The organism is Kitasatospora sp. NA04385 (genome assembly GCF_013364235.1).
Lineage (GTDB): Bacteria > Actinomycetota > Actinomycetes > Streptomycetales > Streptomycetaceae > Kitasatospora.
The window spans coordinates 5,365,299-5,379,804 of the sequence record NZ_CP054919.1; the positions used below are offsets into that span (position 1 = coordinate 5,365,299).

Annotated in this window: 15 protein-coding genes, 5 tRNA genes and 1 pseudogene; 16 read left to right on the top strand and 5 right to left on the bottom strand. The window is 73.0% G+C overall.

The window, feature by feature from the left end:
• Positions 1 to 8 precede the first annotated feature (8 nt).
• The 6 genes from gltX (at position 9) to HUT16_RS23970 (ending at position 2,163) form a co-directional block, all read left to right on the top strand.
• Positions 9 to 1,535 carry a glutamate--tRNA ligase gene (gltX, locus tag HUT16_RS23945; RefSeq protein ID WP_254897965.1) on the top strand — a complete coding sequence of 509 codons (1,527 nt, stop codon included), beginning with the start codon at positions 9 to 11 and terminating at the stop codon, positions 1,533 to 1,535.
• A 189-nt stretch (positions 1,536 to 1,724) separates the two neighbouring features.
• Positions 1,725 to 1,796, top strand: a tRNA-Gln gene (locus HUT16_RS23950).
• A gap of 21 nt (positions 1,797 to 1,817) precedes the next feature.
• Positions 1,818 to 1,890 (top strand) — tRNA-Glu (locus HUT16_RS23955).
• Positions 1,891 to 1,925: 35 nt separating this feature from the next.
• Positions 1,926 to 1,998 (top strand) — tRNA-Glu (locus HUT16_RS23960).
• A gap of 13 nt (positions 1,999 to 2,011) precedes the next feature.
• Positions 2,012 to 2,084 (top strand) — tRNA-Glu (locus HUT16_RS23965).
• Positions 2,085 to 2,088: 4 nt separating this feature from the next.
• Positions 2,089 to 2,163: transfer RNA gene (locus HUT16_RS23970), tRNA-Gln, on the top strand.
• Between the two features lie 158 nt (positions 2,164 to 2,321).
• Here HUT16_RS23970 and HUT16_RS23975 read toward each other — a convergent pair.
• Complete coding sequence (locus HUT16_RS23975; RefSeq protein ID WP_176190140.1) at positions 2,322 to 3,035, bottom strand: IclR family transcriptional regulator; 714 nt, start codon at positions 3,033 to 3,035, stop codon at positions 2,322 to 2,324.
• 233 nt (positions 3,036 to 3,268) lie between these two features.
• Here HUT16_RS23975 and leuC point away from each other — a divergent pair, with 233 nt between their 5' ends.
• The 4 genes from leuC to HUT16_RS23995 all read left to right on the top strand — a co-directional run bounded on the left by leuC (position 3,269) and on the right by HUT16_RS23995 (position 6,526).
• Positions 3,269 to 4,690 carry a 3-isopropylmalate dehydratase large subunit gene (gene leuC, locus HUT16_RS23980; protein WP_176190141.1) on the top strand — a complete coding sequence of 474 codons (1,422 nt, stop codon included), beginning with the start codon at positions 3,269 to 3,271 and terminating at the stop codon, positions 4,688 to 4,690.
• A 3-nt stretch (positions 4,691 to 4,693) separates the two neighbouring features.
• Positions 4,694 to 5,290 carry a 3-isopropylmalate dehydratase small subunit gene (gene leuD, locus HUT16_RS23985; RefSeq protein WP_176190142.1) on the top strand — a complete coding sequence of 199 codons (597 nt, stop codon included), beginning with the start codon at positions 4,694 to 4,696 and terminating at the stop codon, positions 5,288 to 5,290.
• A 221-nt stretch (positions 5,291 to 5,511) separates the two neighbouring features.
• Positions 5,512 to 5,715, top strand: coding sequence for a hypothetical protein (locus HUT16_RS23990; RefSeq protein ID WP_033252732.1), 204 nt, complete (start codon positions 5,512 to 5,514; stop codon positions 5,713 to 5,715).
• 133 nt (positions 5,716 to 5,848) lie between these two features.
• Complete coding sequence (locus HUT16_RS23995) at positions 5,849 to 6,526, top strand: HU family DNA-binding protein (protein WP_176190143.1); 678 nt, start codon at positions 5,849 to 5,851, stop codon at positions 6,524 to 6,526.
• Positions 6,527 to 6,833: 307 nt separating this feature from the next.
• On the opposite strand, the gene HUT16_RS24000 is transcribed toward HUT16_RS23995, so the two are convergent.
• Entirely contained in the window at positions 6,834 to 7,577 is a 744-nt protein-coding gene (locus tag HUT16_RS24000) for a GntR family transcriptional regulator (RefSeq protein WP_176190144.1), read from the bottom strand.
• Between the two features lie 152 nt (positions 7,578 to 7,729).
• On the opposite strand from HUT16_RS24000, the gene HUT16_RS24005 reads away from it, so the two are divergent.
• Both HUT16_RS24005 and HUT16_RS24010 read left to right on the top strand, forming a co-directional pair.
• Positions 7,730 to 7,975: a hypothetical protein gene (locus tag HUT16_RS24005; RefSeq protein ID WP_176190145.1), complete on the top strand. Its 246-nt coding sequence runs from the start codon at positions 7,730 to 7,732 to the stop codon at positions 7,973 to 7,975.
• Positions 7,972 to 8,457 carry a hypothetical protein gene (locus tag HUT16_RS24010; RefSeq protein WP_176190146.1) on the top strand — a complete coding sequence of 162 codons (486 nt, stop codon included), beginning with the start codon at positions 7,972 to 7,974 and terminating at the stop codon, positions 8,455 to 8,457. Before HUT16_RS24005 ends, HUT16_RS24010 begins: the two co-directional genes overlap by 4 nt.
• 208 nt (positions 8,458 to 8,665) lie before the next feature.
• On the opposite strand, the pseudogene cofC reads toward HUT16_RS24010, so the two are convergent.
• Positions 8,666 to 9,251: pseudogene (gene cofC, locus HUT16_RS24020) on the bottom strand (2-phospho-L-lactate guanylyltransferase); the annotation flags it as partial.
• A gap of 313 nt (positions 9,252 to 9,564) precedes the next feature.
• Here cofC and HUT16_RS24025 point away from each other — a divergent pair.
• From HUT16_RS24025 to HUT16_RS24035, 3 genes are read left to right on the top strand one after another with little or no spacing between them, the layout of a single operon-like run.
• The gene (locus HUT16_RS24025; RefSeq protein ID WP_176190147.1) at positions 9,565 to 10,365 is read left to right on the top strand and encodes a 1-acyl-sn-glycerol-3-phosphate acyltransferase; all 801 of its coding nucleotides are present in this window, start codon (positions 9,565 to 9,567) and stop codon (positions 10,363 to 10,365) included.
• A gap of 14 nt (positions 10,366 to 10,379) precedes the next feature.
• Positions 10,380 to 11,363 (top strand): NAD(P)H-dependent glycerol-3-phosphate dehydrogenase, encoded by a 984-nt coding sequence (locus tag HUT16_RS24030; protein ID WP_176192845.1) that lies wholly within the window; start codon positions 10,380 to 10,382, stop codon positions 11,361 to 11,363.
• A 30-nt stretch (positions 11,364 to 11,393) separates the two neighbouring features.
• The gene (locus HUT16_RS24035; protein ID WP_176190148.1) at positions 11,394 to 12,536 is read left to right on the top strand and encodes a D-alanine--D-alanine ligase family protein; all 1,143 of its coding nucleotides are present in this window, start codon (positions 11,394 to 11,396) and stop codon (positions 12,534 to 12,536) included.
• Between the two features lie 3 nt (positions 12,537 to 12,539).
• Here the strand turns inward: HUT16_RS24035 and HUT16_RS24040 are convergent, their stop codons facing one another.
• Both HUT16_RS24040 and HUT16_RS24045 read right to left on the bottom strand, forming a co-directional pair.
• Positions 12,540 to 13,076, bottom strand: a complete 537-nt coding sequence (locus tag HUT16_RS24040; RefSeq protein WP_176190149.1) for a DUF3515 family protein — start codon at positions 13,074 to 13,076, stop codon at positions 12,540 to 12,542.
• Between the two features lie 19 nt (positions 13,077 to 13,095).
• Positions 13,096 to 13,329, bottom strand: coding sequence for an Lrp/AsnC ligand binding domain-containing protein (locus HUT16_RS24045; RefSeq protein ID WP_176190150.1), 234 nt, complete (start codon positions 13,327 to 13,329; stop codon positions 13,096 to 13,098).
• A gap of 199 nt (positions 13,330 to 13,528) precedes the next feature.
• On the opposite strand from HUT16_RS24045, the gene HUT16_RS24050 reads away from it, so the two are divergent.
• The gene (locus HUT16_RS24050) at positions 13,529 to 14,497 is read left to right on the top strand and encodes a thiamine-phosphate kinase (RefSeq protein ID WP_176190151.1); all 969 of its coding nucleotides are present in this window, start codon (positions 13,529 to 13,531) and stop codon (positions 14,495 to 14,497) included.
• Positions 14,498 to 14,506 lie beyond the last annotated feature (9 nt).

Consider the following 14,506-nt stretch of genomic DNA (forward strand, 5'->3'; position numbering starts at 1 on the left):
CAGCAAGCGTGACTGACGCAGACATCAACGGCTCCGCCGCGGGCAAGGACCCCGCCGTCCGGGTCCGCTTCTGCCCCTCCCCGACCGGCAACCCGCACGTCGGCCTGGTCCGCACCGCCCTGTTCAACTGGGCCTACGCCCGGCACAACGGCGGCACCCTGGTCTTCCGGATCGAGGACACCGACGCGGCCCGGGACTCCGAGGAGTCCTACGAGCAGCTGCTCGGCGCCATGCGCTGGCTCGGCTTCGACTGGAACGAGGGCCCCGAGGTCGGCGGCCCGCACGCCCCCTACCGCCAGTCGCAGCGGATGGACGTCTACGCCGACGTCGCCGAGCGCCTGCGCGCGGCCGGCCACGCCTACCCCTGCTACTGCACCACCGAGGAGCTGGACGCCCGCCGCGAGGCCGCCCGCGCCGCCGGCCGGCCCTCCGGCTACGACGGCCACTGCCGCGACCTGACGGCCGAGCAGATCGCCGCCCACGAGGCCGAGGGCCGTCCGTCGATCCTCCGCTTCCGGATGCCCGACACCATCCTCGCCTTCGACGACCTGGTCCGCGGCCCGATCTCCTTCGACCCGAAGGACGTCCCCGACTACGGCATCGTCCGGGCCAACGGCGCCCCGCTGTACACCCTGGTCAACCCGGTCGACGACGCCCTGATGGAGATCACCCACGTCCTGCGCGGCGAGGACCTGCTCTCCTCGACGCCCCGTCAGATCGCCCTCTACGCCGCGCTGGCGGAGATCGGCGTCGGCAACGGCACCACCCCGCGGTTCGGCCACCTGCCGTACGTGATGGGCGAGGGCAACAAGAAGCTCTCCAAGCGCGACCCGCAGGCCTCGCTCAACCTCTACCGCGAGCGCGGCTTCCTCCCCGAGGGCCTGCTCAACTACCTGGCCCTGCTGGGCTGGTCGCTCGCCGAGGACCGCGACATCTTCGACATCGACGAGATGGTCGCCGCCTTCGACATCGACGACGTCAACGGCAACCCGGCCCGCTTCGACCTCAAGAAGGCCGAGCACATCAACGCCGAGCACGTCCGCCGCCTCGCGCCGGAGGAGTTCGTCCGGCGCCTGGTGCCCTACCTGCAGGCCCCCGGCCTGCTCCCGGCCGAGCCCACCGCCGAGCAGCTCGACCTGCTGGCGAAGGTCGCGCCGCTCACCCAGGAGCGGATGGTCGTCCTCTCCGAGATCGTCACCATGGCCGGCTTCCTGTTCGTCGCCCCCGCCGACTTCACCGTCGACCCGGAGGACGCCGCCAAGGTCCTCACCGCGGACGCCCGCCCGGTGCTGGAGGCCTCGGTCAAGGCGCTCGGCGAGCTGCCCGACTTCACCCCCGACCCGATCCAGGCCGCCCTGCGCGCGGCCCTGGTCGACGGCCTGGGCATCAAGCCCAAGTTCGCCTTCACCCCGCTGCGGGTCGCGGTGACCGGCCGCCGGGTCTCCCCGCCGCTGTTCGAGTCCATGGAGCTGCTCGGCCGCGAGGAGACGCTGCGCCGCCTGCTGTCCGCCCTGGAGCTGCTCCCGGTCTCCTGACGGCCGCGCCCGGACGCCTCCGGGACACCTGCGGGCCATGTCGCTGACCTGGCCCGCAGGTGTCCGGCGCGCTGCCTGCGGTTATCGATTTTGGAGCGAGGCGGGGCGTCGGGTAATGTTCTTTCTGCGCCGCCCGGGCCGGGAGGCGCAAGACACCGAGGAAGACCCCGACGAGGGGTTGAACTCTGGTGGGGTATGGTGTAATTGGCAGCACGACTGATTCTGGTTCAGTTAGTCTAGGTTCGAGTCCTGGTACCCCAGCGCAGCACATCACTGCAGTAAGCCCCCGTTGTGTAGTGGCCTAGCACGCCGCCCTCTCAAGGCGGTAGCGCCGGTTCGAATCCGGTCGGGGGTACGCAATTCTTGACAATTGCAGAACGAATGAGTCCCGCCCCCGTTGTGTAGTGGCCTAGCACGCCGCCCTCTCAAGGCGGTAGCGCCGGTTCGAATCCGGTCGGGGGTACTCGCTCATTCGGGCCCCCGTTGTGTAGTGGCCTAGCACGCCGCCCTCTCAAGGCGGTAGCGCCGGTTCGAATCCGGTCGGGGGTACTTTTGGGGTATGGTGTAATTGGCAGCACGAGTGATTCTGGTTCATTTAGTCTAGGTTCGAGTCCTGGTACCCCAGCCAAGAAACGCTCCACAGAACGAGCTCCGGGAATCCGGGGCTCTTTTTGCATGCCCGGGCCCCGTGCCTCCCCGCGGTGCCTCCCCGCGCCTCCCGGCCCCGAACCCGACGACGCCCTCCCGGCCACCGGCCGGGAGGGCGTCGTGCGCTGCCGCGGCGGCTCAGCTGCGGCGGAGGGCCTCGGTGAGGCGGTTGGCGGCCTCGATGATGGCCTGGGCGTGCATCCGGCCGGGGTGGCGGGTCAGGCGCTCGATCGGGCCGGAGACCGAGACCGAGGCGACCACCCGGTTGGAGGGGCCGCGGACGGGCGCGGAGACCGAGGCGACGCCCGGCTCGCGCTCGCCGATGGACTGGGCCCAGCCGCGGCGGCGCACGCCGCTGAGCGCGGTGGCGGTGAACCGGGCGCCCTGGAGGCCGCGGTGCAGGCGCTCGGGCTCCTCCCAGGCGAGCAGCACCTGGGCGGCGGAGCCGGCCTTCATCGGCAGCGTCGAGCCGACCGGCACGGTGTCGCGCAGGCCCGACAGCCGCTCGGCGGCGGCCACGCAGATCCGCATCTCGCCCTGCCGGCGGTAGAGCTGGGCGCTCTCGCCCGTCACGTCGCGCAGGTGCGTCAGCACCGGCCCGGCGGCGGCCAGCAGCCGGTCCTCGCCGGCGGCGGCGGAGAGCTCGCCGAGCCGGGGGCCGAGGATGAAGCGGCCCTGCATGTCCCGGGTGACCAGGCGGTGGTGTTCGAGTGCGACGGCGAGTCGGTGGGCCGTGGGCCGTGCCAGACCGGTGGCGGCGACCAGCCCCGCCAACGTGGCGGGGCCCGACTCCAGTGCGCTGAGCACCAGAGCGGCCTTGTCGAGAACGCCGACGCCGCTAGTGTTGTCCATGTCTCGATACTGCAGTCTCAATCAGCGAGACGCAAGTTCAATCTTGCGAGAAAAGCGCCACTCTTGGAGTCAGCAGCCCGGGAGACACCTAGGACGGCACCCCACCAGGGTGTCCGGATCCTGGACGGTCCGGCGTGCAGGTCGCGACTCCAAGCGAGCCTCACAGGGCGGCACGGGACAAGACCTCGACGATCACGAGAAGGCCGGCAGAGCGGCCGGCTGGAGGGAATCCGATGGGACGGACACTCGCAGAGAAGGTCTGGGACGACCACGTCGTCCGGCGCGCCGAGGGCGAGCCCGACCTGCTCTACATCGACCTGCACCTGCTGCACGAGGTGACCAGCCCGCAGGCGTTCGACGGCCTCCGGCTGGCCGGCCGCCCGGTCCGCCGGACCGATCTGACGATCGCCACCGAGGACCACAACACCCCCACCCTGGACATCGACAAGCCGATCGCCGACCCGGTCTCCCGGGTCCAGCTGGAGACGCTGCGCAAGAACGCCGAGGAGTTCGGCGTGCGCATCCACTCGCTGGGCGACGTCGAGCAGGGCGTGGTGCACGTGGTCGGCCCGCAGCTGGGCCTGACCCAGCCGGGCATGACCGTGGTCTGCGGCGACTCGCACACCTCCACCCACGGCGCCTTCGGCGCGCTGGCCTTCGGCATCGGCACCAGCCAGGTCGAGCACGTGCTGGCGACCCAGACGCTCCCGCTGGCCCCGTTCAAGACCATGGCGATCACGGTCGAGGGCGAGCTGCCCGAGGGCGTCACCGCCAAGGACCTGATCCTGGCCGTGATCACCAGGATCGGCACCGGCGGCGGCCAGGGCTACGTCCTGGAGTACCGCGGCTCGGCGATCCGCAGCCTCTCCATGGAGGCCCGGATGACGATCTGCAACATGTCCATCGAGGCGGGCGCCCGGGCCGGCATGATCGCCCCGGACCGCACCACCTTCGACTACCTGCAGGGCCGCCCGCACGCCCCGCAGGGCGAGGACTGGGACGCCGCGGTCGCCTACTGGGAGACCCTGTCCACCGACGAGGACGCGGTCTTCGACGCCGAGGTGTTCATCGACGCCGCCGAGCTGACCCCGTTCGTCACCTGGGGCACCAACCCGGGCCAGGGCGCGCCGCTGGGCGCGAACGTCCCGAACCCGGAGGACTTCGAGGACCCGCAGGAGCGGATCGCCGCCGAGAACGCCCTGAAGTACATGGGCCTGGAGGCCGGCACCCCGCTGCGCGAGGTCAAGGTCGACGCCGTGTTCGTCGGCTCCTGCACCAACGGCCGGATCGAGGACCTGCGGGCCGCCGCGGCCATCCTGGAGGGCCGGCGGATCGCCGAGGGCCTGCGCATGCTGGTCGTCCCGGGCTCCGTCCGGGTCGCCCTGCAGGCCGTCGAGGAGGGCCTGGACAAGGTCTTCACCGCCGCGGGCGCCGAGTGGCGGCACGCCGGCTGCTCGATGTGCCTGGGCATGAACCCGGACCAGCTGGCCCCGGGCGAGCGCTGCGCCTCCACCTCGAACCGGAACTTCGAGGGCCGCCAGGGCAAGGGCGGCCGCACCCACCTGGTCTCCCCCCAGGTGGCCGCCGCCACCGCGCTGGTGGGCCGTCTGGCCGCACCGTCCGACCTGACCGACCGCGTCGCCGTGGAGGCCTGAGCCATGGAGAAGTTCACCACCCACACCGGCCGCGCCGTCCCGCTGCGCCGCTCCAACGTGGACACCGACCAGATCATCCCGGCGCACTGGCTCAAGAAGGTCACCCGCTCCGGCTTCGAGGACGGCCTGTTCGAGGCCTGGCGCAAGGACGAGTCCTTCGTCCTGAACCTGCCCGAGCGCAAGGGCGCGTCCGTCCTGGTGACCGGCCCCGAGTTCGGCACCGGCTCGTCCCGCGAGCACGCCGTCTGGGCGCTGCAGAACTACGGCTTCCAGGCCGTCATCTCCTCCCGGTTCGCCGACATCTTCCGCGGGAACTCGCTGAAGAACGGCCTGCTGACGGTGGTCCTGCCGCAGGAGACCGTGGAGGCGCTCTGGGCGCTGACCGAGGCCGACCCGACCGCCGAGATCACCGTCGACCTGGAGGCCCGCGAGGTCCGGGCCGAGGGCGTCACCGCGCCGTTCGAACTGGACGACAACGTGCGCTGGCGGCTCCTGAACGGCCTGGACGACATCAGCATCACCCTGCAGAACGAGGCCGACGTCGCCGCGTTCGAGGCGAAGCGGCCCTCCTACAAGCCGCGCACCCAGCCGGCCGCCTGAGTCGCCGCTTTCTGACGGACCGACAACAAGACCCGCCCCCCTCCGGGGCGGGTCTTCGTTGTTCGCAGGGGAGTTCGTCAGCCGGGAATAGACCCTGGTGTAGCGCAACTCCGCACAGATGGCACAATCGTTGCATGCACCACAGTCCCGAACCCCCGTACCAGGACGGCGAACCGGCGTCCGGGGACGGTCGGGACGGTGCTGCCGACTCGGAAGTCACCCTGCTCTACGCACTGGTGGCCGAGCGGTTGAAGCAAGCCCACGCCCGCGTTCACGCGCTGAACGTGTCGACGGACGCAAAGACCGCTCTCACCCGACAACTGCTGATCGTCACCGAGACCGCGAAGCGCGATCTCCCGGGGGCGGCACGGCGGTTGAGTCGCTTTGTGCAGGACCTCGACGAGGGGCGGATGCCTCCCCGGTGAGCACCTCCATGCGCAAATCCATTGCGACACTAGGGTGATTCACGCGTTTGGTAATTGAAAGTCCGCAGATACATACCTAACGTGCGAAAAGAACGGATGGAATCATCCGGCGCCCGTTTCCGAAGGGGAAGACGTGAACAAGGCTCAGCTTGTCGAAGCGGTGGCCGAGCAGCTGGGCGGTCGCAAGGCTGCCGCAGAGGCCGTCGACGCAGTGCTCGACACCATGGTGCGTGCCGTCGTGGCGGGTGACCGCGTCTCGGTCACCGGTTTCGGCACCTTCGAGAAGGTGGAGCGCTCGGCGCGCTTCGCCCGCAACCCGCAGACCGGCGAGCGGGTCAAGGTCAAGAAGACCGCGGTCCCGCGCTTCCGCCCGGGCCAGGGCTTCAAGGACCTGGTCTCCGGCAGCAAGAAGCTGCCGAAGGAGGGCCCGTCGGTCAAGAAGGCGCCCAAGGGCTCGCTCACCCCGGGCAAGTCCGGTGTGGCCGCCACCCCGGCCGCCAAGCGCGCCGCGACCAAGCGCGCCGCCGCCGCGGGCACCGCCGCGACCAAGAAGACCGCCGCCAAGAAGACCGCGACCACCGCGGCCAAGAAGGCGGCTCCCGCCAAGACCGCGGTCAAGAAGGCCACCACCGCCAAGACCGCGGTGGCCAAGAAGACCAGCGCGGCCGCGACCAAGAAGGCGACCACCGCGGCGAAGAAGACCACCACCGCGGCCGCCGCCAAGAAGACCACCGCCACCGCCAAGAAGACCGCTCCGGCGAAGAAGACCGCCACGCGCAAGACCACCGCGCGCAAGTCCACCGCCAAGTAGTCGCCCGCCCCGCCGGCCGGTCCGGCCCGGGGCGACGGACGCGCCGGTCCGGCCCGGGTTCCTCCCGGGCCCGGGCCGGCGCGTCCGCTTTCCGGCGGCCCCCGCGCTCCGCCGACTCCCGTTCCCCGGCGGCTCCGGGCCCGCGCCTCACCCGAACGGCCCAACCCGGCGGGCCGGTTCGGGCGGCCGCCGCGGCCGGGCGCCGACGGAACCGGGCGGCCGACCGGGCGGCCGACTTGAGCGGCCGTCGGAACGACGCGGCGTCAGAGCGCCGCCGGGCCCGGGGAAAAGCGCGGAACCGCGGGAATTACTCCCCGGGCGCTTCCACCGGCAGCTCGTAGCAGATCTCCCAGCGGGAATCCGGAATGACGAGATCCGCGGTCTCCACCGGCCGCCCGGAGTCGTCCAGATACGTCCGCTCGATCACCGTCACCGGATCGCCCGAACCGATCCCGAGCAGCGTGGCCTGCTCCGCCGTCGCCCGCGCGGGGCGCGGCCGCTCCAGCGCCCGCACCACCCGGATCCCGATCGAGGCCATCCGGGCCACCACCGTCCGGCCGTGCATCGGGCCGTACCCGGGCATCGTCACGGGGCTCCGGTCGGTGAGCGCCATCGGCTCCCAGGAGTCGGCGAGTTGGACGATCCGGCGCTCCAGCAGGAACTCGTACCTGGTGTGCACCACCAGCGCGCCGGGCTCGATCCGCAGCCGCTGCGCCACCTCCTCGTCGGCCGGGACGAGCGCCGCGGTCTCCGACTCCCACTCGCCGCCCGGCCCCGGCGCGGCCGGGAAGGCCTCCACCGCCCGGGTGCGCACCAGCGGCAGGCGCGGCTCCGGGACGCGCAGGTAGGTGCCCGAGCCGGTCTTGCCCTCCAGCAGGCCCTCGGCGATGAGCACCTCCTGGGCCCGCTGGACCACGTTCGTCCCCACGTCGTAGCTCTTGGCCATCTTGGCCCGGGACGGCAGCCGCTCGCCGACCTTCCACTCCCCGCCCAGCACCCGGCGGCGCAGGTGGTCCGCGATGCGGAGGTACGGAGGGTCCTGTTTGGGCATCTGGCATCTCCCGGGGGAGGGCGGGGCCTGCCGGGTCGCGGCAGGACGGGTGAGGGACGGGGTGGTTCGGCTTGACAATCTAATGCATCAGGTGGAATCTAATGCTTTAGATTCACTGCGCGTGACGAGCTGACTTCGGGGAGAGGTGTGGCATGCGGAGCACGAGGGTGTTCGACCTCGCGTCCGGGCTCGCGGCGGCCACCGGAGCCGAAGCCAGGATCAGCCGACTGCCCGACGGCGGTTACCGGGTGGAGGCGGAGCTGTCGGGGGACCCGGCGACGCACGACCACCGGGCGGTGCTCGACCTGCTCGGCCGGGCCGACCGCTACGGGCACCGCTACCGCGCGCGCACCCACACCGTCTGGGCCGAATTCGACCCGCCGCAGGAGCCATCGTGAAGAACACGCCGACCGGCTACACCGTGGTCATCGGGGGCATCACCGAACCGACCTCGTTCCCCGCCCTGGCCCCGGCCCTGGCCTCGCTCTGGTGGACGCTGAACACGCTGCCGCTCGGCTGGACGCAGTTCGAGGCCTACCGCTACTTCTTCGGCCCGGGCGCGGTCGAGCGCACCGAGGCGTTCCTGGCCCGGGACGGGCGGCTCCAGCTCGGCTTCGCGCTGCTCGGCCGGACCAGGCTGATCACCGTCGTCCCCGGGGAGCACGGCACGCCCCAGTCGGTGCCCGCGCCGCTCAGACTGGTCGACTCGCCGGAGGTCGCCGCGCTGCGGCTGGACGGCGGGCGTCACGCGGCGTCACCGGGCGGCGGGCCCGGCGGCGGGGGCGGATTCGGGCCCGGTGGTGGGGTCGGCGGCGGGGCCGGTGGTGGGATCGGCGGGAGGTTCAGCCGGCTTCCGGGTCAGGGAAGGTCTGCAGGGTGAGGAAGACCACCCGGCGCTCGGCGCCCTCGCCCGCGGTGCGGATGCGCACCCGCTGGCCGGCCCGGAGCAGGCGCAGACCGCCCGCGTCGAAGGCGGGCGCGTCGAAGGGGACGGGGGTGCCGTCGTCGAGCAGGACCGAGCCGGAGCGGGTCGTGGGGTCGTAGCTGAACGCGGTGGCCTGCATGGGAGCCAGCATAGGGCTTCGGAGCAGGGCGGCGGTGGCCGGGCCGAGCCCGAGCAGGTGGGCGGCGGCCAGGTCCGCGGGGGTGTCGACGTCGCGGCGGACGGAGGGCGCGTCGGGGAGCAGCAGTTCGGTCGCGCCGCCGGCCAGGTGGGCGTCCCGGGAGCCGGGGCCGAACGCGGGGCGCAGCGGTGCGCGGGGCGGCCCGGCGAGCAGCACGGTGCCGGTGCCGGGGGCGTCGGCCAGGAAGGCCCGCCCCCGGGCGGGCACCGCGGCCAGCACCCGGTCGAGTTCCGCGGGCCGCAGCGCGGGCAGGTCCGCGGAGAGGGTGGTGACGGAGGAGCGGGGGAAGCGGTGGTGCGCGGTGGCGGCGCCGTGCGCGAGCGCGGGGTTGAGGCCGCCCGGCTCGTCGTCCAGCACCTCGGCCCCAGCGCGCGCAGCGCCCGGCGGCGCGCGCGTCCCGGGTGACCACCAGGACGCGTCCGACCGCGGGGCAGGCCAGCGCGGCGGCGACGGTGTCGAGCGCGAACGCGAGGGCCAGTCGCGGCCGCAGCGGGCCGAGCGCGGCCAGCCGGCTCTTCGCCCCGGCGAGCGGCTTGACCGGGACGACCACCGACCAGCCGGTCCGCGGTCGGGCCCGCTCCGGGCGGGGTCGCCCCGGGGCGGTCGGGCCGACCGCGGCGGGGCGTACGGTGTCCTCTGTCATCGGCGCCATTGTGGCGTCGGCCGGGGAGCCCTGGCCAGCGTGTCCCGGCCGCCCCGGGGCGGCCGGCGGGGGACGGGTCGGGCGGTGGCGGTGATGGCTGCTCGACACAGGCTCGGCTCCCGGGCGAGACTGGTCGGCGCCCCGGAGCCGCTGGCCGGCCCCCGGCGAGGAGAGACCGCGGCGCAGTTACGGGGCGCCGCACGGATGAGGAGGAGCTGGGGTGGCCCGCCGCTCTAACGCCAGGTTCGGAAACGCCGACTACGGGATCTGGTACCGCTTCGCGGCGGTGCTCGTGAAGCCGGTGACCAACGCCCTGGCAAAGGCGGAGTGGCGCGGCTGGGAGCACCTGCCCGAGAAGACCGGGTTCATCGCCGCGGTGAACCACAACTCGGTGATCGACCCGGTGTTCTACGCGCACTGGCAGTACAACTCGGGCCGCCCGCCGCGGATCCTCGCCAAGTCCTCGCTGTTCTCGGTGCCGTTCATCGGCTTCATGCTGCGCAAGACCGGCCAGATCCCGGTGTTCCGGGAGTCCACCGACGCCGCCGAGGCGTTCCGGGCCGCGATCGACGCGGTCAACGGCGGCCAGTGCGTGCAGTTCTACCCGGAGGGCACCCTCACCCGGGACCCGGACCTGTGGCCGATGACCGGCAAGAGCGGCGCGGCCCGGGTCGCGCTGATGACCGGCGCGCCGGTGATCCCGGTGGCGCACTGGGGCGCGCACGAGATCATCCCGCCGTACGGGAAGGGCCGGGGCAAGTACCGCCCGTTCCCGCGGCACCGGGTCGTGGTGGCGGCCGGCCCCGCGGTCGACCTGAGCAAGTACCAGGGGCAGGAGATCACCGCCCAGGTGCTCAAGGAGGCCACCGACGACATCATGGCCGCGATCACCGCCGTGCTGGAGGGCATCCGCGGCGAGCAGGCCCCGAAGGAGCGCTACGACATGCGCAGGGCGGCCCGGGAGCGGGCCGCGGCCGCCCAGGCCAAGCGCGAGCGCGCCGCCGAGGAGGGCGGCCGGTGACCCGCTGCGCGGTGATGGGGACGGGCTCCTGGGGCACCGTCTTCGCGATGATCCTGGCCGACGCCGGCTGCGAGGTGACGCTCTGGGGCCGCCGGCAGGAGCTGGTCGACGCGATCGACCGGGACCACGTCAACCGGGACTACCTGCCGGAGCTGGTGCTGCCCGCGGGCATCCGGGCCACCACGGACGCCGCCGAGGCGCTGGCCGGCGCGGACTTCGCGGTGCTCTCGGTGCCGTCCCAGACGCTGCGCGACAACCTGGCGCTGTGGGCGCCGCTGATCGAGCCGCAGACGGCGCTGGTGAGCCTGATGAAGGGCGTCGAGCTGGGCACCGTGAAGCGGATGAGCGAGGTGGTCGCGGAGGTCGCCGGGGTCGGCCCGGAGCGGGTCGTGGTGGTCTCGGGGCCGAACCTGGCCGGCGAGATCGCCAACCGGCAGCCCGCCGCGACCGTGGTGGCGTGCACCGACGAGGAGGTCGCCAAGCGCTTCCAGAAGGCCTGCCACACCCCGTACTTCCGCCCGTACACCAACACCGACGTGGTGGGCTGCGAGCTGGGCGGCGCGGTGAAGAACGTGATCGGCCTGGCGGTCGGCATGGCCAACGGCATGGGGCTGGGCGACAACACCAAGGCCACGCTGATCACCCGCGGGCTGGCCGAGACCACCCGGTTGGGCCTGGCGCTGGGCGCGGACCCGCACACCTTCGCCGGGCTGGCCGGCATGGGGGACCTGGTGGCGACCTGCTCCTCGCCGCTGTCCCGGAACAACACCTTCGGCACCAACCTGGGCCGCGGCATGACGCTGGCCGAGACCATCGCCGCCACCAGCCAGACCGCGGAGGGCGTGAAGTCCTGCGAGTCGGTGCTCGACCTGGCCCGGCGCAACGGGGTGGACATGCCGATCGTGGAGGCCGTGGTGGACGTGGTGCACAAGGGGCGGCCGACCCAGGAGGTGCTGAAGGGACTGATGTCCCGTTCGGCCAAGCCTGAGCGCCGGTGACCGGAATCGGACGGTAGTCTCAACGCCGATATGAGCATCGAACACACCACCCCGAACCAGGCGGCCAAGCCGCGCGTCGCGATCGTCTTCGGCGGCCGCAGCTCCGAGCACGGCGTGTCCGTGGTCACCGCCGCCAGCGTGCTGCGCTCGATCGATCGCAGCAAGTACGAGGTGCTGCCGATCGGCATCACCCACGAGGGCCGCTGGGCCCTGGTCGGCGACGAACCGGCCCGGATGGCCATCACCGACGGCCGGATGCCGGACGTCGACCAGGTGGCCGAGTCGACCGAGGGCCAGGTGGCGCTGCCGCTCGCCCCCGGCAGCCGGGACGTGGTGTGGAGCGAGCCCGGTGCCGCGCCGAAGGTGCTCGGCGAGGTCGACGTGGTGCTGCCGCTGCTGCACGGCCCGTGGGGCGAGGACGGCACCCTGCAGGGCCTGCTGGAGCTCTCCGGCGTGCCCTACGTGGGCTCCGGCGTGCTGGCCTCCGCGGTCGGCATGGACAAGGAGTTCACCAAGCGGATCATCGAGTCGCTCGGCCTGTACGCGGGCGAGTACACGGTGCTCAAGCCGCGCGAGTGGGAGTCCGAGGCCGGCCGCGCCGCCGCCCGCGAGCGGATCGCCGCGCTCGGCCTGCCGCTGTTCGTCAAGCCCTGCCGGGCCGGCTCCTCGATCGGCATCACCAAGGTCAAGGACCTCGCCGACCTGGACGCCGCGGTCGAGGAGGCCCGCCGCCACGACCCCAAGGTCATCGTGGAGAAGGGCGTCGAGGGCCGCGAGATCGAGTGCGGCGTGCTGGAGTTCGAGGACGGCCCGCGCGCCTCCGTCCCCGCCGAGGTGCTGGTCGACGGGGAGTTCGAGTTCTACGACTTCGAGGCCAAGTACATCGACTCCTCCGAGGTCCGCATCCCCGCCGACCTCACCGGCGCCGAGCAGGCCGAGATCCGCCGGCAGGCCGTCGAGGTGTTCGAGGGCCTCGGCTGCGAGGGCCTGGCCCGGGTCGACTTCTTCCTGCTGGCCGACGGCCGGTGGATGGTCAACGAGGTCAACACCATGCCCGGCTTCACCCCGATCTCGGCCTACCCCAAGATGTGGGAGGCCACCGGCGTGCCCTACGCCGAGCTGATCGACCGCCTGCTGGCCGCCGCGCTGCGCCGCTCCACCGGCCTGCGGTAGGCCTCAGGAGCCGTCCAGGCAGCCCGAGTCGGCCTTCCCGTCGATGGTCGGGACGGTCGACCGGACGGCGTCGGCGAGGGAGGCCAGCGGGTCCGCGTAGTTGCCGTACGCGCCCTTCGGGACGTGCAGCACCACGTACGCCTTGCGCAGCCCGGTGGCGAAGCGGTAGCCGCCGTCGCCGTCCTCGCCCACGCCCCAGCTGACCTCGTTGACGCACGGGCCCAGGCGGGTGCCGTCGTCCAGGAAGTCCGGCCGTTCCCCGCCGCAGGTCAGCACGGTGCGCGGGGAGGACGCCCAGGCGGCGGTGTACGGGGAGGCCGGGGCCGGGTCCTTGCGGGCGCGGCCCAGGACGTCGGCGGGCAGCGCGGCGTCCAGCGCCGCGCAGTACTTCGCGGTCTCGGCGTCCGGCACCGGTGGGGTGACGTCGGGCTCGCCGCTCCAGGCGGCGACCAGCCCCGCCGTGAGGGCCAGCAGCACGGCGGGCGGAGCCAGCCAGCGCACCGGGGCGGGCAGGCGGTTCAACGACCGGGAGAGGGACACCCCCCGATGGTAGGCACCCTTACAGCCGCACCACCGGACAGGTCAGGGTCCGGGTGATGCCCTCCACCTGCTGGACGTTGGCCACCACCAGGCGGCCCAGTTCGTCGATCGACTCCGCCTCGGCCCGGACGATCACGTCGTAGGGGCCCGTCACGTCCTCGGCGGTGATCACCCCGGCGATCTTGGCGATGGACTCGGCCACCGAGGTGGCCTTGCCCACCTCGGTCTGGATCAGGATGTACGCCTGCACCACGGTGGACCTCCGGGCGGCTGGGTGGGGGAGTGGCGACCGTCACAGTCTGATCACCACGCTACCGCGCGGGGGCACGGACGCGGGAGACCCCGGAGGGCCCGGAAGGCGTACGCTGCGGGCGCGGGGGACGGGGGTCCCCGGCGACACGGGGCGCACACTCACCAATCGGACAGACACGGGGAACGCGGAGGACGGGCTGATGCAGGGGACCGTGGGCGAACTCGGCGAGTTCGGGCTCATCCGGGAGCTGACCGCGCGGCTGCCGATGACCCCGGCGGTGGAGCTCGGGCCCGGTGACGACGCGGCCGTGGTCAAGGCGCCCGACGGGCGGGTGGTGGCCACCACCGACGTGCTCATCGAGGGCCGGCACTTCCGCCGCGACTGGTCCACCGCGTACGACGTCGGCCGCAAGTCCGCCGCGCAGAACCTGGCCGACATCGCCGCGATGGGCGCCGTCCCGACCGCCCTGCTGCTCGGCCTGGTCACCCCCGCCGACCTGCCCACCACCTGGGCCACCGAGCTGATGGACGGGCTGCGCGACGAGTGCCAGGTGGCCGGCGCCACCGTGGTCGGCGGCGACGTGGTGCGCGGCGACACCATCACGCTGGCCATCACCGCGCTCGGCGACCTCCAGGGCCGGCGCCCGGTGGTGCGCTCCGGCGCGCAGGTCGGGGACGTGGTCGCGGTGACCGGCTGGCTCGGCTGGTCCGCCGCCGGGCTGACCGTCCTGCAGCGCGGCTTCCGCTCCCCGCGGGCCTTCGTCGAGGCGCACCGCCGCCCCGAACCGCCGTACCACGCGGGCCCCGCCGCCAGCGAGCTCGGCGCCACCGCCATGGTCGACGTCTCCGACGGCCTGGTCGCCGACCTCGGCCACGTCGCCCGGGCCAGCGACGTCGACATCGACCTGCGCGCCGCCGACTTCGACGTCCCCGCGCAGATGGCCGACATCGGGCAGGCCGTCGGCGTCGACCCGCTGGTGTGGGTGCTGTCCGGCGGCGAGGACCACGCCATCGTCGCGACCTTCCCCAAGTCGGCCGCGCTGCCCGCCCGTTGGCGGGTCATCGGCGAGGTCGTGCGGACCGCCCGCCCCGGCCGCGGCGGCACCGTCACCGTCGACGGCGCCCCCTGGGACCGCACCGCGGGCTGGGACCACTTCGCCGAGCAGTAGGCCGGCCCT

What these genes read in the sequence shown, in the direction of transcription:
- HUT16_RS23975 (WP_176190140.1), bottom strand. Translation starts at nt 3,035, where the DNA reads ATGGACAACACTAGCGGCGTCGGCGTTCTCGACAAGGCCGCTCTGGTG.
- leuC (WP_176190141.1), top strand. Translation starts at nt 3,269, where the DNA reads ATGGGACGGACACTCGCAGAGAAGGTCTGGGACGACCACGTCGTCCGG.
- leuD (WP_176190142.1), top strand. Translation starts at nt 4,694, where the DNA reads ATGGAGAAGTTCACCACCCACACCGGCCGCGCCGTCCCGCTGCGCCGC.
- HUT16_RS24000 (WP_176190144.1), bottom strand. Translation starts at nt 7,577, where the DNA reads ATGCCCAAACAGGACCCTCCGTACCTCCGCATCGCGGACCACCTGCGC.
- HUT16_RS24005 (WP_176190145.1), top strand. Translation starts at nt 7,730, where the DNA reads ATGCGGAGCACGAGGGTGTTCGACCTCGCGTCCGGGCTCGCGGCGGCC.
- HUT16_RS24030 (WP_176192845.1), top strand. Translation starts at nt 10,380, where the DNA reads ATGGGGACGGGCTCCTGGGGCACCGTCTTCGCGATGATCCTGGCCGAC.
- HUT16_RS24035 (WP_176190148.1), top strand. Translation starts at nt 11,394, where the DNA reads ATGAGCATCGAACACACCACCCCGAACCAGGCGGCCAAGCCGCGCGTC.
- HUT16_RS24050 (WP_176190151.1), top strand. Translation starts at nt 13,529, where the DNA reads ATGCAGGGGACCGTGGGCGAACTCGGCGAGTTCGGGCTCATCCGGGAG.